The organism is Aurantiacibacter odishensis (genome assembly GCF_003605195.1).
Taxonomy (GTDB): domain Bacteria; phylum Pseudomonadota; class Alphaproteobacteria; order Sphingomonadales; family Sphingomonadaceae; genus Alteraurantiacibacter; species Alteraurantiacibacter odishensis.
Genome location: NZ_QYOS01000025.1, coordinates 313,468 through 330,710, shown reverse-complemented (window position 1 = coordinate 330,710; position 17,243 = coordinate 313,468). Strand labels below are relative to the sequence as shown.

Genomic DNA, 17,243 nt, shown 5'->3' with positions numbered 1-17,243 from the left:
GATCCTGGTTAGATCGATTGTCGCAAGAACGACAAAGGGGCGGCTTCCACCTTCTGGGAAGCCGCCCCTTCTCGTTTGCGGTGCGAGATTTCGCTGCGAAGCTTACTTCGGCTGGTTCTCGCGACGTTCGGCGATACGTGCGCGCTTGCCGGTGCGGCCGCGCAGGTAGTACAGCTTGGCACGACGCACGATGCCGCGGCGGACCACGGTGATGCTGTCGATGTTGGGCGAGTACAGCGGGAACACGCGTTCCACGCCTTCGCCGAAGCTGATCTTGCGAACGGTGAAATTCGAATTGATGGAGCGGTTCGAGCGCGCGATCACGACGCCTTCGAAGTTCTGCACACGCGTGCGCTGGCCTTCGACAACGCGCACACCGACGCGAACCGTATCACCGGCGCGGAAATCGGGGATTTCCTTGCCTTCGGTGAGGCCCTGGATTGCTTCGGCCTCAAGTTCCTGGATCAGACCCATTGGTCGTTCCTTCTAGTTTTCATGCTGCGCATCAGAGGCAGACTGGCCCGGAGCACCACCGCGGCGCTCCCAAAGGTCCGGCCTGCGTAACCGTGTATCGTGTTCGCTTCTTGCCTTGCGCCAAGCAGCGATCTTCGCATGATCCCCCGATCGCAGCACTTCAGGGATCGTGCGCCCTTCCCATTCCTGAGGTCGGGTATACTGCGGGTATTCGAGCAAACCGTCCTCGAACGATTCCTCATGCCCGCTAGAAGCCGCGCCCATTACCCCCGGAAGCAGCCGAATGCAAGCGTCGAGTATGGCAAGCGCGGCGGGTTCTCCGCCGGAGAGGACGATGTCGGCAAGGCTCACCTGTTCGACCTGCGGCCGCGCCTCGAAGAAACGCTCGTCGAACCCCTCGAACCGGCCGCACACGAAGGTGACGCCCGGCCCCGCCGCGATCTCCCGGATGCGCGCCTGCGTGATGGGCTTCCCGCGCGGCGTCATGGCGAGGACCGGGCGGCTGTCCGCCACGCTATCGAGCGCGCTTGCCAGCACGTCGGGCTTCAGCACCATTCCCGCTCCGCCTCCAGCGGGCGTATCGTCCACCGTGCGGTGCTTGTCGGTCGCGAAATCGCGGATCTGCACGGTCTGGCAAGACCAGTCCCCCCGCTCCATCGCCCGCCCCGCCAGCGACAGGCCGAGCGGGCCGGGAAACATCTCCGGGTAGAGGGTGAGGATGGTGGCGGCGAAGGTCATTCCGACCTGTTCTTCGCCCGGTTGCGCGCATAGGCATCGCCCAGCAGGCCCACGCCGAACCCCGTCACGGCAGTCAGCACGCCAATCACGTAGAAGGCCATCGCCCACAGCACCGCCATGTTCTCGCACGGCTCCTTGGTCGGGCAGGTCATGTCGTTCGTGAACGTGATCCACAGCGCATAGGCGAAGCACGGCAGGCTGACGGGCAGCGCGGCGAGCGCGGCGTTCTTCAGGCTGCGGCTTTCGGGACGGTAATGGGCCAGCACGAAGCCGATGGGGAACGGCACGAGCACCACGGCGAAGAAGATCAGGAACTGGTCGGTCATGCCGCCAGCGTTAGGCAGGATTGCCCCTTTGCGCAATCAGCCTCGCACAGCGGAAGCGCCTCAGGCGCATTTCACGAATTCCACGCCGTCGCCCGCGATCGTCGCGCCGCCCACGTCGACAGGGTCGTAGCGCGCATCTGTGGCGGGGCGCAGCACGGCGAGGCTATCGGGGCCGCGGCTTTCCAGCGGCATGTCGGGCAGCGGGTCGTCCCAGTCGATCACCGGGTAATTGCCCAGCGCGACGCGGCCCGTTTCGGGGGTGCCGTTGACGCTGGTCTCGATCACCAGCCTGTCGCCCTGGCCCGCGGTGATCTGGAAATCGGGCCGGTCGCAATCGGCATCGACGCCTTTGGCGACCCAGCTTCCGGTCACATAGGCGCGGGTGAGCGCGATGCCGCCTGCTCGTGCGGGATCGCGGTCCCTCGCCGGGGGCTGCATCGTGTCGATGCTGCTGGGGATGATAGTGCCCTGCCCTTCCATGCAGAAGCTGGCCTCGGCCTGTTCGCCGAAGACTTCCACGTAATCGCCAATGGTCACGTTGTCGGCCTCTCCCGAGATCGCCCAGCGCTCGCCATCCGGGGTAACGAGCACCATGCATTCGGTGCCCTGCTCCAGCCGTCCCTCGAGCGCGAGCGTGCCCGCCTGCGCCGAGGGGGCGGCGGCGATGGGATCGCTTTCGATGGCGGGCGTTGGCGCACTGTCATCGCCCGGTGCGTCCGAACAGGCGGCGATGAGAGCGGCGGCGGAAACGGATATCCAGTGTCTCATGCCACTGCAACGTGGCGGACGCGCGGATGTTTCCGATCAGCCCTCGATCAGTTCGGGCGCGTCGTTCTCGATCTCCGGCACCGTCTCCTTGCCGCGCCCCAGGCGCGTGGTGGCATACCATGCAGGCGGCAGGCAGCAGACGGAGAGGATCACGAAGGTCAGCAACACCAGCGCCACGACGCTGAGCAGGAATTCATCCTCGGCAACGTTCGCTTCAAGGAAGAAACCGCCGAAAGCGAGGCTCATTGGAAGGAATGCGGCGAGACCCGCGGCCCAGATGATGCGGGCCCGTTCCGCCATGCGCGGAAACAGCAGGTGCATACCCAGCGCCAGTCCGGCAGACATACCCGCGATCAGGAAAATGGTGAGCAGTACCCACAAGAGCCACATGATGTTCGATCCCTCCAGCTTGCGTCCCGGCAGGTGTATTAGCGTGATAAGACGCCTGAGGCAAGGGCGCGCCTAAATATCGGCGAAATCGTCCGTGACGGTGAGAGTTTCGTCGTCCCAGCCGGGCACGGCTTCGACGCGCATGGGCACCATGAAAGTTTTGCCGTTTTGGCGGCGAATTTCGATCACGTCGCCCGCGCCGAAGTTCTGCACGTCGATCACCTCTCCCAACGCGCTGCCGCTGGTCGACACGGCGGCAAGGCCGATCAGGTCGGTGTGGTAGTACTCGCCTTCCTCCAGTGGAGGGAGCGTTTCGCGCGGGACAGTGAGCGTGGTGCCGCGAAGGTTCTCGGCGGCGGTGCGGTTCTCGATTTCGGCGAAGCGCGCGATGGCGCCGCCCTTGTTGTCGTCGCGAACCTTTTTCAGGGTCAGGGTCGCCCCCGAACCGGAAGCGTTGAACGACTTGTGCCCTTTCAGCGAGGCAAACCCGTCGCCGAACAGTTTCAGGCGGACCTCGCCCGTCACGCCGTGCGCACCGGTGACAGCAGCAAGCGTGACGGGACGGGATCCGGACAAGATCAGCCTTCCGACTTCTCTTCTTCGGCAGCTTCCTCGGCGGGAGCTTCTTCAGCAGCGGCTTCTTCAGCGGGTGCTTCTTCAGCGGGTGCTTCTTCTTCAGCCGGAGCAGCCTTGGCTTCTTCCTCGGCAGCCTTCTTGGCTTCCTCGGCCTCGGCAGCCTTGGCGGCCTTTTCCTCGGCGCGTTCCTTGGCGGCTTCGCCCGGTTCACCCTTCTTGGGGTTGTTCTTCGGAGCGCGTTCCAGGATGCCGGCGGCATCGAGGAAACGGTGCACGCGGTCGCTCGGCTGGGCGCCAACGCTCAGCCAGTAGCGCACGCGGTCCTCAATCAGCTTCACGCGATCTTCGGAATCCTTGGGCAGCATCGGGTTGTAGGTGCCCAGCTGCTCCAGATACTTGCCGTCACGCGCACGGCGGCTGTCGGCAGCCACGATGCGGTAGTACGGACGCTTCTTGGCGCCACCACGGGCGAGACGAAGAGAAATTGCCATTAAAACTTACCTTTCCAACTCAAATCTTTGAATAATCTTATTTCTTCTTGAGAAAATCCTGCATTTCCGGGGGCAACTGGCCACCCGGAAGTCCGGGCATTCCGCCACCGGGAAGGCCGGGCGCGCCGCTGGGCGCACCGCCTGCGCCGCCACCGCCCATGCCGAACATGGCAGCAAGACCCTTCATGCCGCCCATCTTGCGGATCTGCTTCATGGCACGGCCCATTTCCTGGTGCATCTTGAGGATCTTGTTGACCTCCTGCACCGAGGTGCCGCTGCCCGCAGCAACGCGCTTCTTGCGCTTGGCGTTCAGCAGCGCGGGGTTCGCCCGTTCCTTGGCCGTCATGGAGCCGATGATGGCATCCATGTGCACCAGCACCTTGTCGTCCATGTTGGCGCCGGCCATGGCCTGCTTGGCCTTCTTCATGCCCGGCATCATGCCCGCCAGCATTCCGAGGCCGCCCATATTCTGCATCTGCTGCAACTGCTTGCGAAGGTCGTTCAGGTCGAACTTGCCCTTCATCATGCGGTTGGCGAGTTCCTCGGCCTCCTCGGCCTTGATCGTTTCCGCCGCTTTCTCAACCAGCGATACGACATCGCCCATGCCGAGAATACGGTCGGCCACGCGCGCCGGGTGGAAACGCTCGATCGCGTCCAGCTTCTCGCCGGTGCCCGCGAACTTGATCGGCTTGCCGGTGACGGCGCGCATCGAGAGCGCGGCACCGCCACGCGCATCGCCGTCCATGCGGGTGAGGACGACCCCGGTGAGCGGAACCTCGTCGGTAAAGCTCTGCGCGACGTTCACCGCGTCCTGACCCGTCAGCGAATCGACCACCAGCAGCACTTCGGCAGGCGTCGAGACACCGGCGACGGCCTTCATCTCGGCCATCAGCGCTTCGTCGACGTGCAGGCGACCCGCAGTATCGAGCAGCAGGACATCGACGTTCTGCAGCTTCGCGCTTTCCAGCGCGCGCTTGGCGATATCGACAGGCTGCTGGCCGGGCACGATTGGCAGGGTGGCGACACCGGCCTGTTCGCCCAGCACGGCCAGCTGTTCCTGCGCCGCCGGACGGTTGACGTCGAGCGAGGCCATCATGGCCTTCTTGCCCTGCTTTTCCTTCAGCAGCTTGGCGATCTTGGCGGTGCTGGTGGTCTTGCCCGAGCCTTGCAGGCCGACCATCATCACCACGGCAGGCGGGCGAACGTCGAGGTTGAGCGGCGGAGCTTCGCCCGCGCCCGCATCCTCGCCGCCGAGCATGGCGATCAGTTCGTCGTTGACGATCTTGATGACCTGCTGGCCGGGCGTGACCGACTTCAGCACTTCCTGGCCGACGGCGCGTTCGGTGACGCGGGCAATGAAATCGCGCGCAACGGGCAAAGCCACGTCGGCTTCCAGCAGGGCAACCCGCACTTCGCGCATGGCATCGCGCACGTCCTGCTCGGCCAGTGCCCCGCGACCACGCAGGCGGTCGAAGACATTGTTCAAGCGATCGGACAGCGTATCGAACATGCGCTACTAAAACTCCTGTGCGGCGGATGCCCGCCAAACGCGAAAAACGCCGGCGGACGAAAACTCGTCGGCCAGCGTGAGCCCCAAAAATGAATGGCGGCCCGCTAAATCAGAACACTGCGCGTATCGCGAAGTGCGTATCAAATGCTTCGATGGTGGAGCCTAGCGGGATCGAACCGCTGACCTCAACACTGCCAGTGTTGCGCTCTCCCAGCTGAGCTAAGGCCCCTTAACCATCGATATGAAGCATCTTACCAGATGCCGTTTCCCTATGCCAGTGGAAGCCCATCGGCGTCGGGAGGTGGCCCTTTATGAGAGGAGTATTCCTTTCGCAAGGGCTTTTTTCCATCTGCGCCCGCCCCACCGGACGGGCGCAGATCGAAAAATCAGGAATCTTCTTCCTTCTCGTCGTCGCCGGTGTCGACGCCGAGATCGTCGTCGCCGCCAAGGTCTACGTCGTTGTCGGGCGAATCGTCGTCGTCGTCGATATCATCCAGATCGTCATCGGCGAGATCCGAATCGGAATCCTTCTTCTCGTCCTTCTTCTCTTCCTCGAACGGGATCGGCTGCTTCGTCTTCAGCACGGGTTCGGGCGTCCACTCGTTGCCGCATTCGATGCAGGTGACCGGGTCTTCCTTGCCCAGGTCGTAGAAGCGTTCACCGCATTTGGGGCAGGTGCGCTTGGTGCCCCATTCTGCCTTCGCCATAAGTAAATCCTTGTCTCATCCGGCCCGCCCATGATCGGGAGGACCGGGGAATAGCGTTCTTTGCGTTTCGGAGTAGCCCCTGAATCGCGAGCGGGCGCGCCTTGCCATAGGGCCAAGCCGCTGTCAAAGCACCGCGCCGACAGACGATGAGATAGGCAGTACCTTGAGTCATTCCAACCCGCCCTCGCCCAAACGGTTTTCCGGCCTCGGCGCACTGACCGGTCGCATCCGCGTGCCGGGCGACAAGTCCATCAGCCACCGCTCCATCATGCTGGGCGCGCTGGCCGTGGGCGAAACCCGCGTCACCGGCCTGCTTGAAGGCGAGGACGTGCTGGCCACCGCTGCCGCCATGCGGGCGATGGGCGCGAAGGTGGAGCGCGGGGAAGACGGCACCTGGCGGATCAACGGCGTGGGCGTGGGATCGCTCTTGCAGCCGCAGCAGGCGCTCGACATGGGCAATTCGGGCACCAGCACGCGGCTGCTGATGGGCCTTGTCGCCAGCCATCCGATTACCGCGATGTTTACGGGCGACGCCAGCCTGTCGAAGCGGCCGATGGGACGGGTGATAGACCCGCTCTCGCAGATGGGCGCATCGTTCGAGGCCAGCCCCGGAGGCCGCCTGCCGCTGATGCTGCGCGGTATCTCGCCTGCCGTGCCGATCACCTATCGCCTGCCCGTCGCATCCGCACAGGTGAAAAGCGCCGTGCTGCTGGCGGGCCTCAACACCGCGGGCACCACCACGGTGATCGAGCCGGTACCCACCCGCGACCATTCCGAACGGATGCTGCGCGGCTTCGGTGCCTCGCTGGAAGTGGGCGAGGAGAACGGCGCCAATGGTCCGGAACGCGTAATTTCGATCCACGGCGAAGCTGACCTGAAGCCGCAGGACATTGTCGTGCCGGGCGATCCGTCGTCCGCCGCCTTCTTCGCCGTTGCCGCCCTGCTGGTGCCCAGCAGCGACCTCGTGATCGAGAACGTCGGGCTCAACCCCACGCGAGCCGCGCTGTTCGACGTGCTGCGCGACATGGGCGGCCTGATCGACGAGCTGGACCGGCGCGAAGTCGGCGGGGAGCCGGTGGCGGACCTGCGCGTGCGCCATTCCGCGCTGAGCGGCGTCGAGATCGATCCCGCAGTCGTGCCCGCGATGGTCGACGAGTTTCCCGTGCTGTTCGTCGCCGCCGCGCTGGCGCAGGGCACCACCACGACTTCCGGCCTCGAGGAACTTCGCGTCAAGGAATCGGATCGCATCACCGCCATGGCCAACGCGCTGACGCTGGCAGGCGCACGGGTGGAAGAGCGCGAGGACGGCCTCGTCATCCACGGCACCGGCGGCGATCCGCTGCCGGGAACGCCCGAAGGCGCAGAAGTCACGACCCACCTCGACCACCGCATTGCCATGTCTATGGCCGTGGCGGGCCTCGCCAGCCGCGAAGGCGTGGCGGTTGACGACACCTCGCCCATCGCCACCAGCTTTCCCACGTTCGAGACCTTGCTGGCCTCGGCCTCAGGCACCAGCTAGGCTGCATCGACCAGGAGACCTACGCCGATGACCAACCGATCCTTCCGCCGCTTCGTCGCCCCTGCCCTGCTTGCGCTGGCCGCCTGCTCCAGCGCCGCACAGGCCGCGACCTACACCATGTTCAAGGACCCGAACTGCGGGTGCTGCGATCACTGGGCCGATCACGTGCGCGAGGGCATGCAGACCGAAGTCGCCGTGACGCAGAGCACCGACATGGCCGCAGTGAAGGACGAGCACGGCGTGCCCGCACAGCTGCGTTCCTGCCACACCATGATCGTCGACGGTTACGTGATCGAGGGCCACGTGCCCGCCGCCGAGATCGAGAGGCTGCTGGCCGAACGTCCCGAAGGCGTGCGAGGCCTTGCCGTGCCCGGAATGCCCATCGGCTCCCCCGGCATGGAAATGGGCGACCGCACCCAGTCCTACCAGGTGATTGCCTTTGGCGATGCGGGCATGTCCGTCTTCGCCAGTTACGAGTGATCTGATCTTCGCATGGGCCCCGACCTCGACGTCTTCGCCTTCATCGGCTTCATCGGCACGGCCTGCATCATCGGTGCCTATTTCTACCTGACGGCGGTCGACAAACCGAACCCCTATATCCTGCACGGCACGAACCTGATGGGCGCGGCGCTGCTCACGGTGTCGCTGCTGAAGCATACCAACTGGCCCAGCCTCGTGCTGGAAGGCTTCTGGGCCGCCATCGCCATCTGGGGTCTCACCAAGGCGCTGCGCGGTCGCCGACGCACCGAAGAAGGAGCGCGCGAGGCATGAGCTTCGACTTCCTGGTCTTCGTTCCGGCAGCAGCGCCCCGCACGGACGACGGCTTTCGCAGCTGGTACGAAATGGAAATGGCCGATGCGGAAGCAAGCGGACACTCCAGTTCCATCGCCAAATCTGCTGCACTGGTGCAATTCTATGGCCACATGCGCGAGATGTTCACGCCATTCAACGGGCCTGACGACGTGAAGCTGCCCGATGATGCCACGCAAGCTCGTATCCTGCGGACATGCGAATATACTTTTCGCCCGAATTCGCTGCTGATGAGTTTTCGCCGGGACGCGCAGGATATGGCACGCGCCGCCGCGTCCACTTTTGCCAGAGCATTCGATCTTGGCGCGTATCACGTGTCGGCACAATACGGACAAGCGGTGTTCCCTGATGGAACAAGCGTATGGCCGCAGGGACGTTATCCCGGCTACGGATCAGGGAAGGCCTCGAAATGATCATCGCCGTCGACGGACCCACCGCATCAGGCAAGGGCACGATTGCCAAGGCGCTGGCCAAGCACTTCGGGCTGCCGCATCTCGATACAGGGCTGCTCTACCGCGCGGTGGGCTACCAGGTCTCGCTTTACGATGGCGACCCGGACGATCCGGCAGAGGCGCTGGCCGCCACGCGCTTTGCCGACGAACTGCTGGGCCATCCGGAACTGCGCAGCGAGGCGACGGGCGGCCTCGCCAGCCGTGTCTCCGTCCACCCAGGCGTTCGCAAGGCGCTGCTGGAACGGCAGCAGGCTTTTGCGGGCCAGCCCGGCGGCGCGGTGCTGGACGGGCGCGATATCGGCACGGTCATCGCCCCCAATGCGGACGTGAAGCTGTTCGTCACCGCCAGCGTGGAAGCACGGGCAAAGCGCCGCTGGCAGGAAATGCGCGACCGGGGCGAGAGCCACACGCTGCTGGAAATCGAGGAAGACCTTCGCCGCCGCGACGAGCGTGACAAGAACCGCGCCGCCGCGCCGCTGGTGTTGCCCGACGATGCCTACGTGCTCGACACCACGGAACTGGACAAGGACGCGAGCATCGCCGCCGCCATCGATGCCGTGCTGGAAGCGACCGGCCAGAAGCCCTGCCCGTGAGGCGCGCCTAGCCTTCCACCTGCCGGCGAAGGCCCTTCATCAGGCCAAGCGCGAACAGCCCCTCCACCACCACGAACAGCGGCCCGACCAGGAAGCTGCGCAGATCGTCCACGAAGGCCGGTTTGCGCCCCTCGAACTTGTGCCCGACAAGCTGGAACACCCAGCCGACGAGGAACATCGCGATCCCGCCGCCAAGCCACGCGGCGGTGGAAACGGACGCGATCTGCGCCCCGGCGATGACGAACATGGCCAGCAGCGCGGTCATCAGCAGGCCCAGCTTCAGATCGAGGCTGAGATACCAGCCCGCCGCCAGAACGGCCGCGACCAGTGAAAGCGGAACCGCGGCACCGGGAATGGGAAGCTGCAAGGGGGCCAGCAGCGTCGTGATGGAAAGCACGATCAGCGGGATTCCGATCACGTGGGTCAGCACGTTGCGATGATCGTGGTGGTAATCGCGATACTTCGCGAGCTGCCATGCAAGGCCGTTCTCAGTCGTCATTTGCCTGTCCTACACCGAAACTGGAGCGGCACAAAATCGGCCATGACGACACGCCGCGCCCACCTTTGCCGGAAGCCCTGGACCGCGCAGAAATGCCGGGCTCGGTTTTCTGCTTCAGGACAGTGTTCCATGTGTTCCAGGTTAGCGCCTGCCAGCCCTCCCACAGAGTCGCTTTCGCCTTGCCAAATGCTGCGTTTTCGCATAGGCGCGCGCTCGTTCGACGGACGGATCACATGTCCGCGAGCGTGACTGCCAGCATGGTCGGCTTTCCACCGGGGCGCAACGACGCCTTTGCCAGCTGCTTTCCCGCCCGCCCTCATGCCATTCGAAGAGCGCCTGTGCCGGCATCCGGCCGCATGGGCAGTTCGGCCCTTTGGCCCGTCTCTCGCAATCCCGCGAGGCGCGGAGAAAAGACCCCGGGACATACCCGGTGGCCGGAAAAAACGTGAAGTAGGAACCTAGAAACATGGCAACCTCTGCCAATCCCAGCCGCGACGATTTCGCGGCTCTCCTTGACGAACAGCTCGGCGGCGCCGAGGGCGGCTTCGAAGGCCGCGTGGTCAAGGGCACCGTTACCGCAATCGAAAACGGCATGGCCGTTATCGATGTTGGCCTGAAGAGCGAAGGCCGCGTCAACCTCAAGGAATTCAGCCGCGTCGACGGCGAGCACGGCCTGAGCGTCGGCAGCGAAGTCGAAGTTTTCGTCGACCGCGTCGAGAACGCCGACGGCGAAGCCATGCTGAGCCGCGACCGCGCCCGCCGCGAAGCCGCCTGGGACAAGCTGGAAAGCGAGTTCGGCGAAGGCAAGCGCGTCGAAGGCCGCATCTTCGGCCGCGTGAAGGGTGGCTTCACCGTCGATCTCGACGGCGCCGTGGCCTTCCTCCCCGGCTCGCAGGTCGACATCCGCCCCGTGCGTGACGTGACCCCGCTGATGGACGTGCCGCAGCCCTTCCAGATCCTGAAGATGGACCGTCGCCGCGGCAACATCGTCGTCTCGCGTCGTGCGGTGCTGGAAGAAACCCGCGCCGAACAGCGCAGCGAACTGATCGACAAGCTGGCCGAAGGCCAGATCACCGACGGTGTCGTGAAGAACATCACCGACTACGGTGCCTTCGTTGACCTCGGCGGTATCGACGGACTGCTGCACGTCACCGACATGAGCTACAAGCGCGTCAACCACCCCAGCGAAGTGATCGAGATCGGCCAGACCGTAACCGTCCAGATCATCCGCATCAATGCCGATACGCAGCGCATCTCGCTGGGCATGAAGCAGCTGGAAAGCGATCCGTGGGAAGGCGTCGGCGCCAAGTACCCGGTTGGTGCCAAGGTCACCGGCCAGGTTACCAACATCACCGAATACGGTGCGTTCGTGGAACTGGAACCGGGCATCGAAGGCCTGGTCCACGTTTCCGAAATGAGCTGGACCAAGAAGAACGTGCACCCCGGCAAGATCGTCTCCACCTCGCAGGAAGTGGAAGTCATGGTGCTGGAAGTGGATTCCGAGAAGCGTCGCATTTCGCTCGGCCTCAAGCAGGCCCAGCGCAATCCGTGGGAAGAATTCGCCGAAGCGCACCCGGTCGGCAGCCAGGTCACCGGCGAAGTCAAGAACGCCACCGAGTTCGGCCTGTTCATCGGCCTGCCCGGCGACGTGGACGGCATGGTTCACATGTCCGACATCGCCTGGGGCATCTCGGGTGAAGACGCGCTGGCCCTGCACCGCAAGGGCGAGGAAGTCGAAGCCGTGGTTCTCGATGTCGACGTCGACAAGGAACGCATCAGCCTCGGCATGAAGCAGCTCGAAAAGGGTGCTCCCTCGGCTGAAGGCGCTGCCGGCGCCGGCTCGCTGCGTCGCGGCGAAGTCGTTACCGTCACCGTGCTGGAAGTCCGCGATGGCGGCCTCGAAGTGCAGGTTGGCGACGATGGCGCGACCGGCTTCATCAAGCGTTCGGACCTGGGCCGCGACCGCGACGAGCAGCGTCCCGATCGCTTCCAGACCGGCCAGAAGGTGGACGCCATGGTCACCGGCTTCGACCGTTCGAAGAAGCCGAACTTCTCGATCAAGGCGCACCAGATCGCCGAAGAGAAGGAAGCCGTGGCACAGTTCGGCTCCGCCGACTCCGGCGCCTCGCTGGGCGACATCCTGGGCGAAGCCCTGAAGAAGAACGACTAAGTTCTTCTTCCCCTGCAAGGGGATTTGGAAAAGGCCCGTCCGGAGCGATCCGGGCGGGCCTTTCCTACATCTGGGGCTCGTGTAGAATGCATGGCCTCAAGTAGTGAAGCGTTAGGCCAATAAGAAATCCATGCTGAAAGTTCACCAGTTCCCCTGCCTGTCCGACAATTACGGCTTCCTGCTGCACGATCCCGACAGCGGCGAGACCGCCTGCATCGATACGCCCGATGCCGAGGTCTACCTGCGCGAGGCCAAGGCCAAGGGATGGACGATCACGCAGATCTGGAACACGCACTGGCACCCGGACCATGCGGGCGGGAACGAGGCGATCAAGGCGGCAACGGGCTGCACGATCATCGCCCCGCTGGTGGACGCCGAGAAAATCGCGGGCGTAGACCGAACGGTGCGCGATGGCGATTTCGTGAAGCTGGGCGAGCACAGTGCCTGGGTAATCGACGTGAGCGGGCACACCATGGGCCACATCGCCTATCACTTGCCGGAAAGCGGCATGGCCTTCGTGGGTGACAGCGTGTTCGCGCTGGGCTGCGGACGCATGTTCGAAGGAACCGCCCCGCAGTTCTGGGACAGCCTCTCGCGCATCAAGCGCCTGCCCGCCGACACCACGCTCTACTGCGCGCACGAATACACCAAGGCCAACGCCAGGTTCGCGCTGCACGCCGATCCCGATAACGAGGCGCTTCGGGCCTACGCTGACGAGATAGACGCGAAGCGGGCTGCGGGTGAGCCGACGGTGCCCTTCCCGCTCGATCGTGAACTGGAAACCAATCCGTTCCTGCGCGCCGACGATGCTGCCATGCAGGCCCGCTGGGGCGGCGATGCACCGCACGAGACCTTTGCGGCCCTGCGCGAGGCGAAGGACAATTTCTAGGGCTCTTGCCTAGTAGGCCGCTGTGAATCGCGTCCGAATGTGGCGGTGCTCTTCCAGCTCGTCGACCATGGCGATAGCGTAGTCGGCGTAGCTGATCTTGGAATTGCCATCGGCATCGGTGACCAGTTCGTCTCCGCCGAGGCGGAAGCTGGCGGGCCCCTGCCGTTCGCCTTCGAAGATAAGCATCGCGGGTGAGAAAAAGGTCCAGTCGATGTCCTTCTCCTTGCGCAATTCCTCCAGGAAGGTGATGGCGGGCTTCACCATCGGCTTGATCTGCTCCGGAAAGGTGGACGAATCGTAGAGCATCACGCCGTCGGGGCCCAGCAGGCTGGCCGCGCCGCCCATCACCAAAAGCCGATCAACACCGGCATTGCGCACCGAGGTCAGCAGCGTGTCGCAGTCGATATCGAAATGCACCGCGCTGATGACGGCATCGACGCCTTCCAGCATGGGCGCGAGTTCATCGGGTTTTCCCGCATCGCCCGCCTTGGCCTTGACGCCGTCAAGCGAGGGTATCTTGGCGGGATTGCGTGCAATGCCGAGGACCGTGTGGCCGCGCGATACCAATTCCCTGACGATTTCCGATCCGCCTTTTCCGCTCGCGCCCAGTACCGCAACGTGCATTGTCGTTCTCCAATCATGCCTTAATCCGTCGCAGGACTAACCGCCCTTCCCGCAAGTTGTGAAGCGGAAACCGAATGAATGGCGCACATACAAAAAGCCCCCGCCGAAGCGAGGGCCTGATGCTCGGTAAAAACGCGAGGCCTTAAAGGCCGGCGATCACGTTATCCGCCAGCGCCTTGTCGGCCGAGGCATCGTGTTTGTCGCGGATCAGCTGGGCGGAGGCAGCGGTGGACGCATCGGCAGCCTTGGCGCGAAGGTCAGCCAGCGCCTGGCGTTCTGCCGCAGCGATCTTGTCCTGTGCCATGCGTTCGCGGCGAGCGACCATTGCCGCGGTGTCTTCCTCGGCCTTGGCGATGATGCCTTCAGCCTCGCGGCGGGCATTGTCGAGCATGGCCTCGGCGTCCTTCTCGGCACCGGCGATCTTGGCGGCGTACTCTTCACGAAGAGCCTCCGCCTCGGCGCGAAGTTGCTTAGCTTCGTCGAGATTGTCGCGGATCGACTTGATCTTGGCATCGAGACCGCCGGCGATGGACTTGTGGACCTTCAGTCCGGCAAACGCGATCAGCAGCAGCACGGCCATCGCGATCGAGACCCATTGGAACGGCACCAGGCCCAGCAGTTCAGGCTCGGCGTGCGTCGCGCCGCCGTGCTCGTCCGAAACCTCGATCATCGCCTCTTGCGTGGCGAAGACTTCGGGCAGCTGCTCGGTCGTTTCCGGGATGGTGTTGGAATTAGCCATGGGCCATCGCCTTCTGCACTGCCGAGCGAGCCTCGGCATCGGTCACGGTCACATTGGCGAGGCGGGCAGTGATATCCTGCGCGGCCTCGGCAGCAACGCTTTCGATCTCGGCAGCGGCCTTGGCGCGGCTCTCTTCGATACGCGCCTCGGCTTCGGCCAGTTGCGCATCGATGCGAGCCTGCACTTCGGCCAGCTTGCTTTCGGTGGATGCCTGGGCCTTGCCCTTGGCTTCCGTCACCAGCGCCTGTGCCGCCTCGCGGTTGGCGTTCTCACGCTTGCGCCAGGCTTCCTCCGCCTCGTCCGCCGCATCGCGGGCGGACTGGGCAGCGGCCAGATCGTCGGAGATCTGCTTGTCGCGTAGGCCCACGGTGTCCATCACCTTGGGCACCATGCCCCGGCCGACGACGAAATAGACGAAGCCGAAGATCACCAGCAGCCAGAAGATCTGGCTGGCATAGGTTTCGGCCAATTGGGCTATCTGGGGCATGGACGGATTCCGCCTGTAAGCGCGAGATTACAAATTGAAAGCCAGCCGGGCGCGAATTCACCCGGCCAGCCGATGATCGAATTCGATCAGGCGACGAAGATCAGGATCATCGCCACGACGAACGCCAGCAGGCCGAGAAGTTCGGCAGCGGCGAAGCCGATGAACAGGCGACCCTGCTGGCCGTCGGCGGCACCGGGGTTGCGCAGGGCGGATTCGAGGAACGAGCCGAACACGTTACCCACACCGATGGCGGCCATACCGGCACCGATTGCAGCAAGACCGGCACCGATCAGCTTGGCAGCTTCCATATCCATGAGATTATCCTTTCAAGAGAATTCGTTACTAAGAGGGATTGCGAAATTAGTGCAGGTTCTCGGCGTCGTTGATGTAGAGCGACGAGAGCAGTGCGAAAACGTAGGCCTGGATCGCGGCGACCAGGATTTCCAGCGCGCAGATACCGATCATCAGCAGGAAGCTGGGGACACCCACCAGCAGGCCGAAACCGGCGCCCGCGTTCCATCCGTCGATCACGAAGCTGGAGAGCACTTCCAGCAGCACGTGTCCGGCCATCATGGCGACGAAAAGTCGCAGGCCGAGGCTGAAGGGGCGCACGAGGAACGAGATAAGCTCGATCGGGAAGATGACCGGGATCATGGGCAGCGGCGTGCCGTGCGGCACGAACAGGCTGAAGAAGTGGAAGCCATGCTTCCAGAAACCCACGATCAGCACGATCGAGAAAGAGATGATCGCCAGCACGCCGGTGACGGTGAAGTGGCTGGTGAAAGTAAAGGGGTGCAGGCCCACGATGCCCAGTGGCAGCAGGCCGAGCAGGTTGGCGAACAGGATGAACATGAAAAGGCTGAAGATGTAGGGCACGTACTTGCGCCCTTCCTTGCCGACGTTCGCTTCCAGCATGTCGTCGATGAAACCGGTGAAGGTTTCCACCGTCATCTGCCAGCGACCGGGCACCAGTTCGCGCTTCATGCCGCCGAGCATGAAGATCCACAGCACGACGGCCGTGATCAGCATCCACAGGGCGGAATTCGTGAAGGCGATGTTGAATCCGGCCACATCCATGTTCGCACCGAGCAAAGGCTCTATGGTGAACTGGTGCATCGGATCGACCTTGGCGGTTTCGGCTGCCACGTCTCTGTAAACCCTTGCGTTTCTAGTCCGTTCAGTCGCCCGAGGGCGGCTGGCTGGAAGACCGAATGATATTCCTGAATGCGACCACGATCCCAAGGAAGAGGCCGATCAACAGGGCCCAGGGATTCGTATCGGTCAGCCATCCGATGGCATATCCGACAACGCATCCACCGAGAATCCCACCAAGCAGATCCGCCAGCACCTTGTTGCCAGCCTTGTAGCTGGCGTCAGAGCCTTTGACCTGCGGCGCGTTGCGCTTCTCTTCCCGCTCGCGTGCGGCTTTCAACCGCCCTTCGAGCGCATCGATCCGCGCATCTTCGCCGATGGGTTCCCGTGCAGGTTTGTCGTCACTCATGCCGCCTCCTGTAGGTCAGGGAAATGACACGCGCAACGCGCTACCCGCCGAGGGCGCCGCCCCCTTAGATGGGGGGTATGAACGAGTCAACCGGTGGAGGGCTTCGTTTTGCCGATATCTTCGCGATTGCAGCATTGCCGAAACCCTGATTGCCACCCTTCGCTGCCACCAGATCAGCTTCTTGCTCCACAACCCCTGCGTGGTAGCATCCAGCGAGAGCTTCGGGGGGAGCAACGATGGCACGCATATCGAAAGAACGTTGGCTGTATTTCATTCTCGCGTTGGTGATTACAGCCAGCGTCATCTGGGGATTTTACTACACCTATATCGGTCCGTGGCTGAGCGACGGGATGGCCGGCGATCTCCCGGCCGCAGTTCACGTGCACGGTATCAGTTTTCTTGGCTGGTATGCCCTGCTTGTAGTTCAGGCGACACTGGTGGTGTCGGGCGCGGTAAAAATCCACCGCTGGCTGGGCCTTGTATCGATCCCGCTTGCGATCCTGATGGTCGGGACTGGCCTGCTGGTAATTGGCGTGCAAATGCAGGCAGGATTGTACGAGGACGACCAGTTCTGGGCGACCTTCAGCCTCGTAATCCTCTCCAACCTGATCCTTTTCGCGGGGTTTCTCATTCTCGCCCTGATCAGGCGCAATCGGATGGACCAGCACAGGCGGCTGATCATCGCTGCCGCAGCCACAGGCAGTGGCGCCGCGGTTTTCCGTATTTTCTTCACGCTGGCAGGGCCGGGCTTCTATGCCGTGCCGACCGGCATCCTCGTCACGAACCTGTTCATTGTCCTCGCCATGGTCGGAGACAGGATCGTGCTCGGCAAGGTTCACCGGATCTACTGGACCGCCCTGGCTGTGGCTCTGGCGACGGAAGTGGCGCTTTTCGGGCTGGCGTTTACCGAGCCCGGAATTGAAATCCAGCGCGCGTTCGTCAGCCTGCTGGAACCTGCCTTCAGGCTTTACTGAGCGACA

At 63.7% G+C, this 17,243-nt stretch carries 24 protein-coding genes and 1 tRNA gene; 8 read left to right on the top strand and 17 right to left on the bottom strand.

Going from position 1 to position 17,243, the window contains the following annotated elements:
• Positions 1-102 precede the first annotated feature (102 nt).
• The 10 genes from rplS to D4Q51_RS13460 form a co-directional block, all read right to left on the bottom strand.
• Positions 103-474 (bottom strand): 50S ribosomal protein L19, encoded by a 372-nt coding sequence (rplS, locus tag D4Q51_RS13505; RefSeq protein ID WP_120078357.1) that lies wholly within the window; start codon positions 472-474, stop codon positions 103-105.
• A 12-nt stretch (positions 475-486) separates the two neighbouring features.
• Positions 487-1,212, bottom strand: coding sequence for a tRNA (guanosine(37)-N1)-methyltransferase TrmD (trmD, locus tag D4Q51_RS13500; protein WP_120078356.1), 726 nt, complete (start codon positions 1,210-1,212; stop codon positions 487-489).
• Entirely contained in the window at positions 1,209-1,538 is a 330-nt protein-coding gene (locus D4Q51_RS13495; protein ID WP_120078355.1) for a hypothetical protein, read from the bottom strand. Before D4Q51_RS13495 ends, trmD begins: the two co-directional genes overlap by 4 nt.
• Before the next feature lie 60 nt (positions 1,539-1,598).
• The gene (locus D4Q51_RS13490) at positions 1,599-2,306 is read right to left on the bottom strand and encodes a DUF5818 domain-containing protein (RefSeq protein WP_120078354.1); all 708 of its coding nucleotides are present in this window, start codon (positions 2,304-2,306) and stop codon (positions 1,599-1,601) included.
• A gap of 36 nt (positions 2,307-2,342) precedes the next feature.
• Complete coding sequence (locus D4Q51_RS13485) at positions 2,343-2,696, bottom strand: hypothetical protein (protein WP_120078353.1); 354 nt, start codon at positions 2,694-2,696, stop codon at positions 2,343-2,345.
• Between the two features lie 72 nt (positions 2,697-2,768).
• Positions 2,769-3,272 carry a ribosome maturation factor RimM gene (gene rimM, locus D4Q51_RS13480; RefSeq protein WP_120078352.1) on the bottom strand — a complete coding sequence of 168 codons (504 nt, stop codon included), beginning with the start codon at positions 3,270-3,272 and terminating at the stop codon, positions 2,769-2,771.
• Positions 3,273-3,274: 2 nt separating this feature from the next.
• On the bottom strand, positions 3,275-3,763 hold the full coding sequence (gene rpsP, locus D4Q51_RS13475) for a 30S ribosomal protein S16 (RefSeq protein ID WP_120078351.1): 489 nt from the start codon (positions 3,761-3,763) through the stop codon (positions 3,275-3,277).
• Between the two features lie 37 nt (positions 3,764-3,800).
• Positions 3,801-5,273, bottom strand: coding sequence for a signal recognition particle protein (gene ffh, locus D4Q51_RS13470; RefSeq protein WP_120078350.1), 1,473 nt, complete (start codon positions 5,271-5,273; stop codon positions 3,801-3,803).
• 153 nt (positions 5,274-5,426) lie between these two features.
• Positions 5,427-5,502, bottom strand: a tRNA-Ala gene (locus D4Q51_RS13465).
• A 157-nt stretch (positions 5,503-5,659) separates the two neighbouring features.
• Positions 5,660-5,980, bottom strand: coding sequence for a TIGR02300 family protein (locus D4Q51_RS13460; RefSeq protein WP_120078349.1), 321 nt, complete (start codon positions 5,978-5,980; stop codon positions 5,660-5,662).
• Between the two features lie 163 nt (positions 5,981-6,143).
• On the opposite strand from D4Q51_RS13460, the gene aroA reads away from it, so the two are divergent.
• From aroA to D4Q51_RS13435, 5 genes are read left to right on the top strand one after another with little or no spacing between them, the layout of a single operon-like run.
• Positions 6,144-7,499, top strand: coding sequence for a 3-phosphoshikimate 1-carboxyvinyltransferase (aroA, locus tag D4Q51_RS13455; protein ID WP_120078348.1), 1,356 nt, complete (start codon positions 6,144-6,146; stop codon positions 7,497-7,499).
• A gap of 27 nt (positions 7,500-7,526) precedes the next feature.
• Positions 7,527-7,979, top strand: coding sequence for a DUF411 domain-containing protein (locus tag D4Q51_RS13450; RefSeq protein WP_240624745.1), 453 nt, complete (start codon positions 7,527-7,529; stop codon positions 7,977-7,979).
• Between the two features lie 12 nt (positions 7,980-7,991).
• Positions 7,992-8,270 (top strand): CBU_0592 family membrane protein, encoded by a 279-nt coding sequence (locus D4Q51_RS13445; protein WP_120078347.1) that lies wholly within the window; start codon positions 7,992-7,994, stop codon positions 8,268-8,270.
• Positions 8,267-8,722 carry a hypothetical protein gene (locus D4Q51_RS13440; RefSeq protein ID WP_120078346.1) on the top strand — a complete coding sequence of 152 codons (456 nt, stop codon included), beginning with the start codon at positions 8,267-8,269 and terminating at the stop codon, positions 8,720-8,722. Before D4Q51_RS13445 ends, D4Q51_RS13440 begins: the two co-directional genes overlap by 4 nt.
• Complete coding sequence (locus D4Q51_RS13435; RefSeq protein WP_120078345.1) at positions 8,719-9,354, top strand: (d)CMP kinase; 636 nt, start codon at positions 8,719-8,721, stop codon at positions 9,352-9,354. The genes D4Q51_RS13440 and D4Q51_RS13435 overlap by 4 nt, the downstream gene beginning before the upstream one ends.
• 7 nt (positions 9,355-9,361) lie before the next feature.
• Here the strand turns inward: D4Q51_RS13435 and D4Q51_RS13430 are convergent, their stop codons facing one another.
• Positions 9,362-9,853, bottom strand: a complete 492-nt coding sequence (locus D4Q51_RS13430) for an Mpo1 family 2-hydroxy fatty acid dioxygenase (RefSeq protein ID WP_120078344.1) — start codon at positions 9,851-9,853, stop codon at positions 9,362-9,364.
• A gap of 466 nt (positions 9,854-10,319) precedes the next feature.
• Between D4Q51_RS13430 and rpsA the strand changes: the two genes are divergently transcribed.
• Complete coding sequence (gene rpsA / locus D4Q51_RS13425; RefSeq protein WP_120078343.1) at positions 10,320-12,023, top strand: 30S ribosomal protein S1; 1,704 nt, start codon at positions 10,320-10,322, stop codon at positions 12,021-12,023.
• A gap of 130 nt (positions 12,024-12,153) precedes the next feature.
• Complete coding sequence (gloB, locus tag D4Q51_RS13420) at positions 12,154-12,912, top strand: hydroxyacylglutathione hydrolase (protein ID WP_120078342.1); 759 nt, start codon at positions 12,154-12,156, stop codon at positions 12,910-12,912.
• A 9-nt stretch (positions 12,913-12,921) separates the two neighbouring features.
• Here the strand turns inward: gloB and D4Q51_RS13415 are convergent, their stop codons facing one another.
• The 6 genes from D4Q51_RS13415 to D4Q51_RS13390 all read right to left on the bottom strand — a co-directional run bounded on the left by D4Q51_RS13415 (position 12,922) and on the right by D4Q51_RS13390 (position 16,263).
• Positions 12,922-13,536: an NAD(P)-dependent oxidoreductase gene (locus tag D4Q51_RS13415; RefSeq protein ID WP_120078341.1), complete on the bottom strand. Its 615-nt coding sequence runs from the start codon at positions 13,534-13,536 to the stop codon at positions 12,922-12,924.
• Positions 13,537-13,678: 142 nt separating this feature from the next.
• Positions 13,679-14,275 (bottom strand): F0F1 ATP synthase subunit B family protein, encoded by a 597-nt coding sequence (locus D4Q51_RS13410; protein WP_120078340.1) that lies wholly within the window; start codon positions 14,273-14,275, stop codon positions 13,679-13,681.
• Positions 14,268-14,762, bottom strand: a complete 495-nt coding sequence (locus D4Q51_RS13405; protein WP_120078339.1) for a F0F1 ATP synthase subunit B family protein — start codon at positions 14,760-14,762, stop codon at positions 14,268-14,270. The genes D4Q51_RS13410 and D4Q51_RS13405 overlap by 8 nt, the downstream gene beginning before the upstream one ends.
• An 86-nt stretch (positions 14,763-14,848) precedes the next feature.
• Positions 14,849-15,076: a F0F1 ATP synthase subunit C gene (locus D4Q51_RS13400; protein ID WP_057884388.1), complete on the bottom strand. Its 228-nt coding sequence runs from the start codon at positions 15,074-15,076 to the stop codon at positions 14,849-14,851.
• Positions 15,077-15,122: 46 nt separating this feature from the next.
• Positions 15,123-15,908: a F0F1 ATP synthase subunit A gene (locus D4Q51_RS13395; RefSeq protein WP_276309494.1), complete on the bottom strand. Its 786-nt coding sequence runs from the start codon at positions 15,906-15,908 to the stop codon at positions 15,123-15,125.
• Positions 15,909-15,939: 31 nt separating this feature from the next.
• Positions 15,940-16,263, bottom strand: a complete 324-nt coding sequence (locus D4Q51_RS13390; protein WP_120078338.1) for an AtpZ/AtpI family protein — start codon at positions 16,261-16,263, stop codon at positions 15,940-15,942.
• Between the two features lie 236 nt (positions 16,264-16,499).
• Between D4Q51_RS13390 and D4Q51_RS13385 the strand changes: the two genes are divergently transcribed.
• Complete coding sequence (locus D4Q51_RS13385) at positions 16,500-17,237, top strand: hypothetical protein (RefSeq protein WP_120078337.1); 738 nt, start codon at positions 16,500-16,502, stop codon at positions 17,235-17,237.
• Positions 17,238-17,243: the final 6 nt, after the last annotated feature.

Bases quoted from the DNA above. Each gene is read 5' to 3' on its own strand.
- rplS (WP_120078357.1), bottom strand. From the start codon at position 474: ATGGGTCTGATCCAGGAACTTGAGGCCGAAGCAATCCAGGGCCTCACC.
- trmD (WP_120078356.1), bottom strand. From the start codon at position 1,212: ATGACCTTCGCCGCCACCATCCTCACCCTCTACCCGGAGATGTTTCCC.
- D4Q51_RS13495 (WP_120078355.1), bottom strand. From the start codon at position 1,538: ATGACCGACCAGTTCCTGATCTTCTTCGCCGTGGTGCTCGTGCCGTTC.
- D4Q51_RS13490 (WP_120078354.1), bottom strand. From the start codon at position 2,306: ATGAGACACTGGATATCCGTTTCCGCCGCCGCTCTCATCGCCGCCTGT.
- D4Q51_RS13485 (WP_120078353.1), bottom strand. From the start codon at position 2,696: ATGTGGCTCTTGTGGGTACTGCTCACCATTTTCCTGATCGCGGGTATG.
- rpsP (WP_120078351.1), bottom strand. From the start codon at position 3,763: ATGGCAATTTCTCTTCGTCTCGCCCGTGGTGGCGCCAAGAAGCGTCCG.
- ffh (WP_120078350.1), bottom strand. From the start codon at position 5,273: ATGTTCGATACGCTGTCCGATCGCTTGAACAATGTCTTCGACCGCCTG.
- D4Q51_RS13460 (WP_120078349.1), bottom strand. From the start codon at position 5,980: ATGGCGAAGGCAGAATGGGGCACCAAGCGCACCTGCCCCAAATGCGGT.
- D4Q51_RS13450 (WP_240624745.1), top strand. From the start codon at position 7,527: ATGACCAACCGATCCTTCCGCCGCTTCGTCGCCCCTGCCCTGCTTGCG.
- D4Q51_RS13445 (WP_120078347.1), top strand. From the start codon at position 7,992: ATGGGCCCCGACCTCGACGTCTTCGCCTTCATCGGCTTCATCGGCACG.
- D4Q51_RS13440 (WP_120078346.1), top strand. From the start codon at position 8,267: ATGAGCTTCGACTTCCTGGTCTTCGTTCCGGCAGCAGCGCCCCGCACG.
- D4Q51_RS13435 (WP_120078345.1), top strand. From the start codon at position 8,719: ATGATCATCGCCGTCGACGGACCCACCGCATCAGGCAAGGGCACGATT.
- D4Q51_RS13430 (WP_120078344.1), bottom strand. From the start codon at position 9,853: ATGACGACTGAGAACGGCCTTGCATGGCAGCTCGCGAAGTATCGCGAT.
- rpsA (WP_120078343.1), top strand. From the start codon at position 10,320: ATGGCAACCTCTGCCAATCCCAGCCGCGACGATTTCGCGGCTCTCCTT.
- gloB (WP_120078342.1), top strand. From the start codon at position 12,154: ATGCTGAAAGTTCACCAGTTCCCCTGCCTGTCCGACAATTACGGCTTC.
- D4Q51_RS13415 (WP_120078341.1), bottom strand. From the start codon at position 13,536: ATGCACGTTGCGGTACTGGGCGCGAGCGGAAAAGGCGGATCGGAAATC.
- D4Q51_RS13410 (WP_120078340.1), bottom strand. From the start codon at position 14,275: ATGGCTAATTCCAACACCATCCCGGAAACGACCGAGCAGCTGCCCGAA.
- D4Q51_RS13405 (WP_120078339.1), bottom strand. From the start codon at position 14,762: ATGCCCCAGATAGCCCAATTGGCCGAAACCTATGCCAGCCAGATCTTC.
- D4Q51_RS13400 (WP_057884388.1), bottom strand. From the start codon at position 15,076: ATGGATATGGAAGCTGCCAAGCTGATCGGTGCCGGTCTTGCTGCAATC.
- D4Q51_RS13390 (WP_120078338.1), bottom strand. From the start codon at position 16,263: ATGAGTGACGACAAACCTGCACGGGAACCCATCGGCGAAGATGCGCGG.
- D4Q51_RS13385 (WP_120078337.1), top strand. From the start codon at position 16,500: ATGGCACGCATATCGAAAGAACGTTGGCTGTATTTCATTCTCGCGTTG.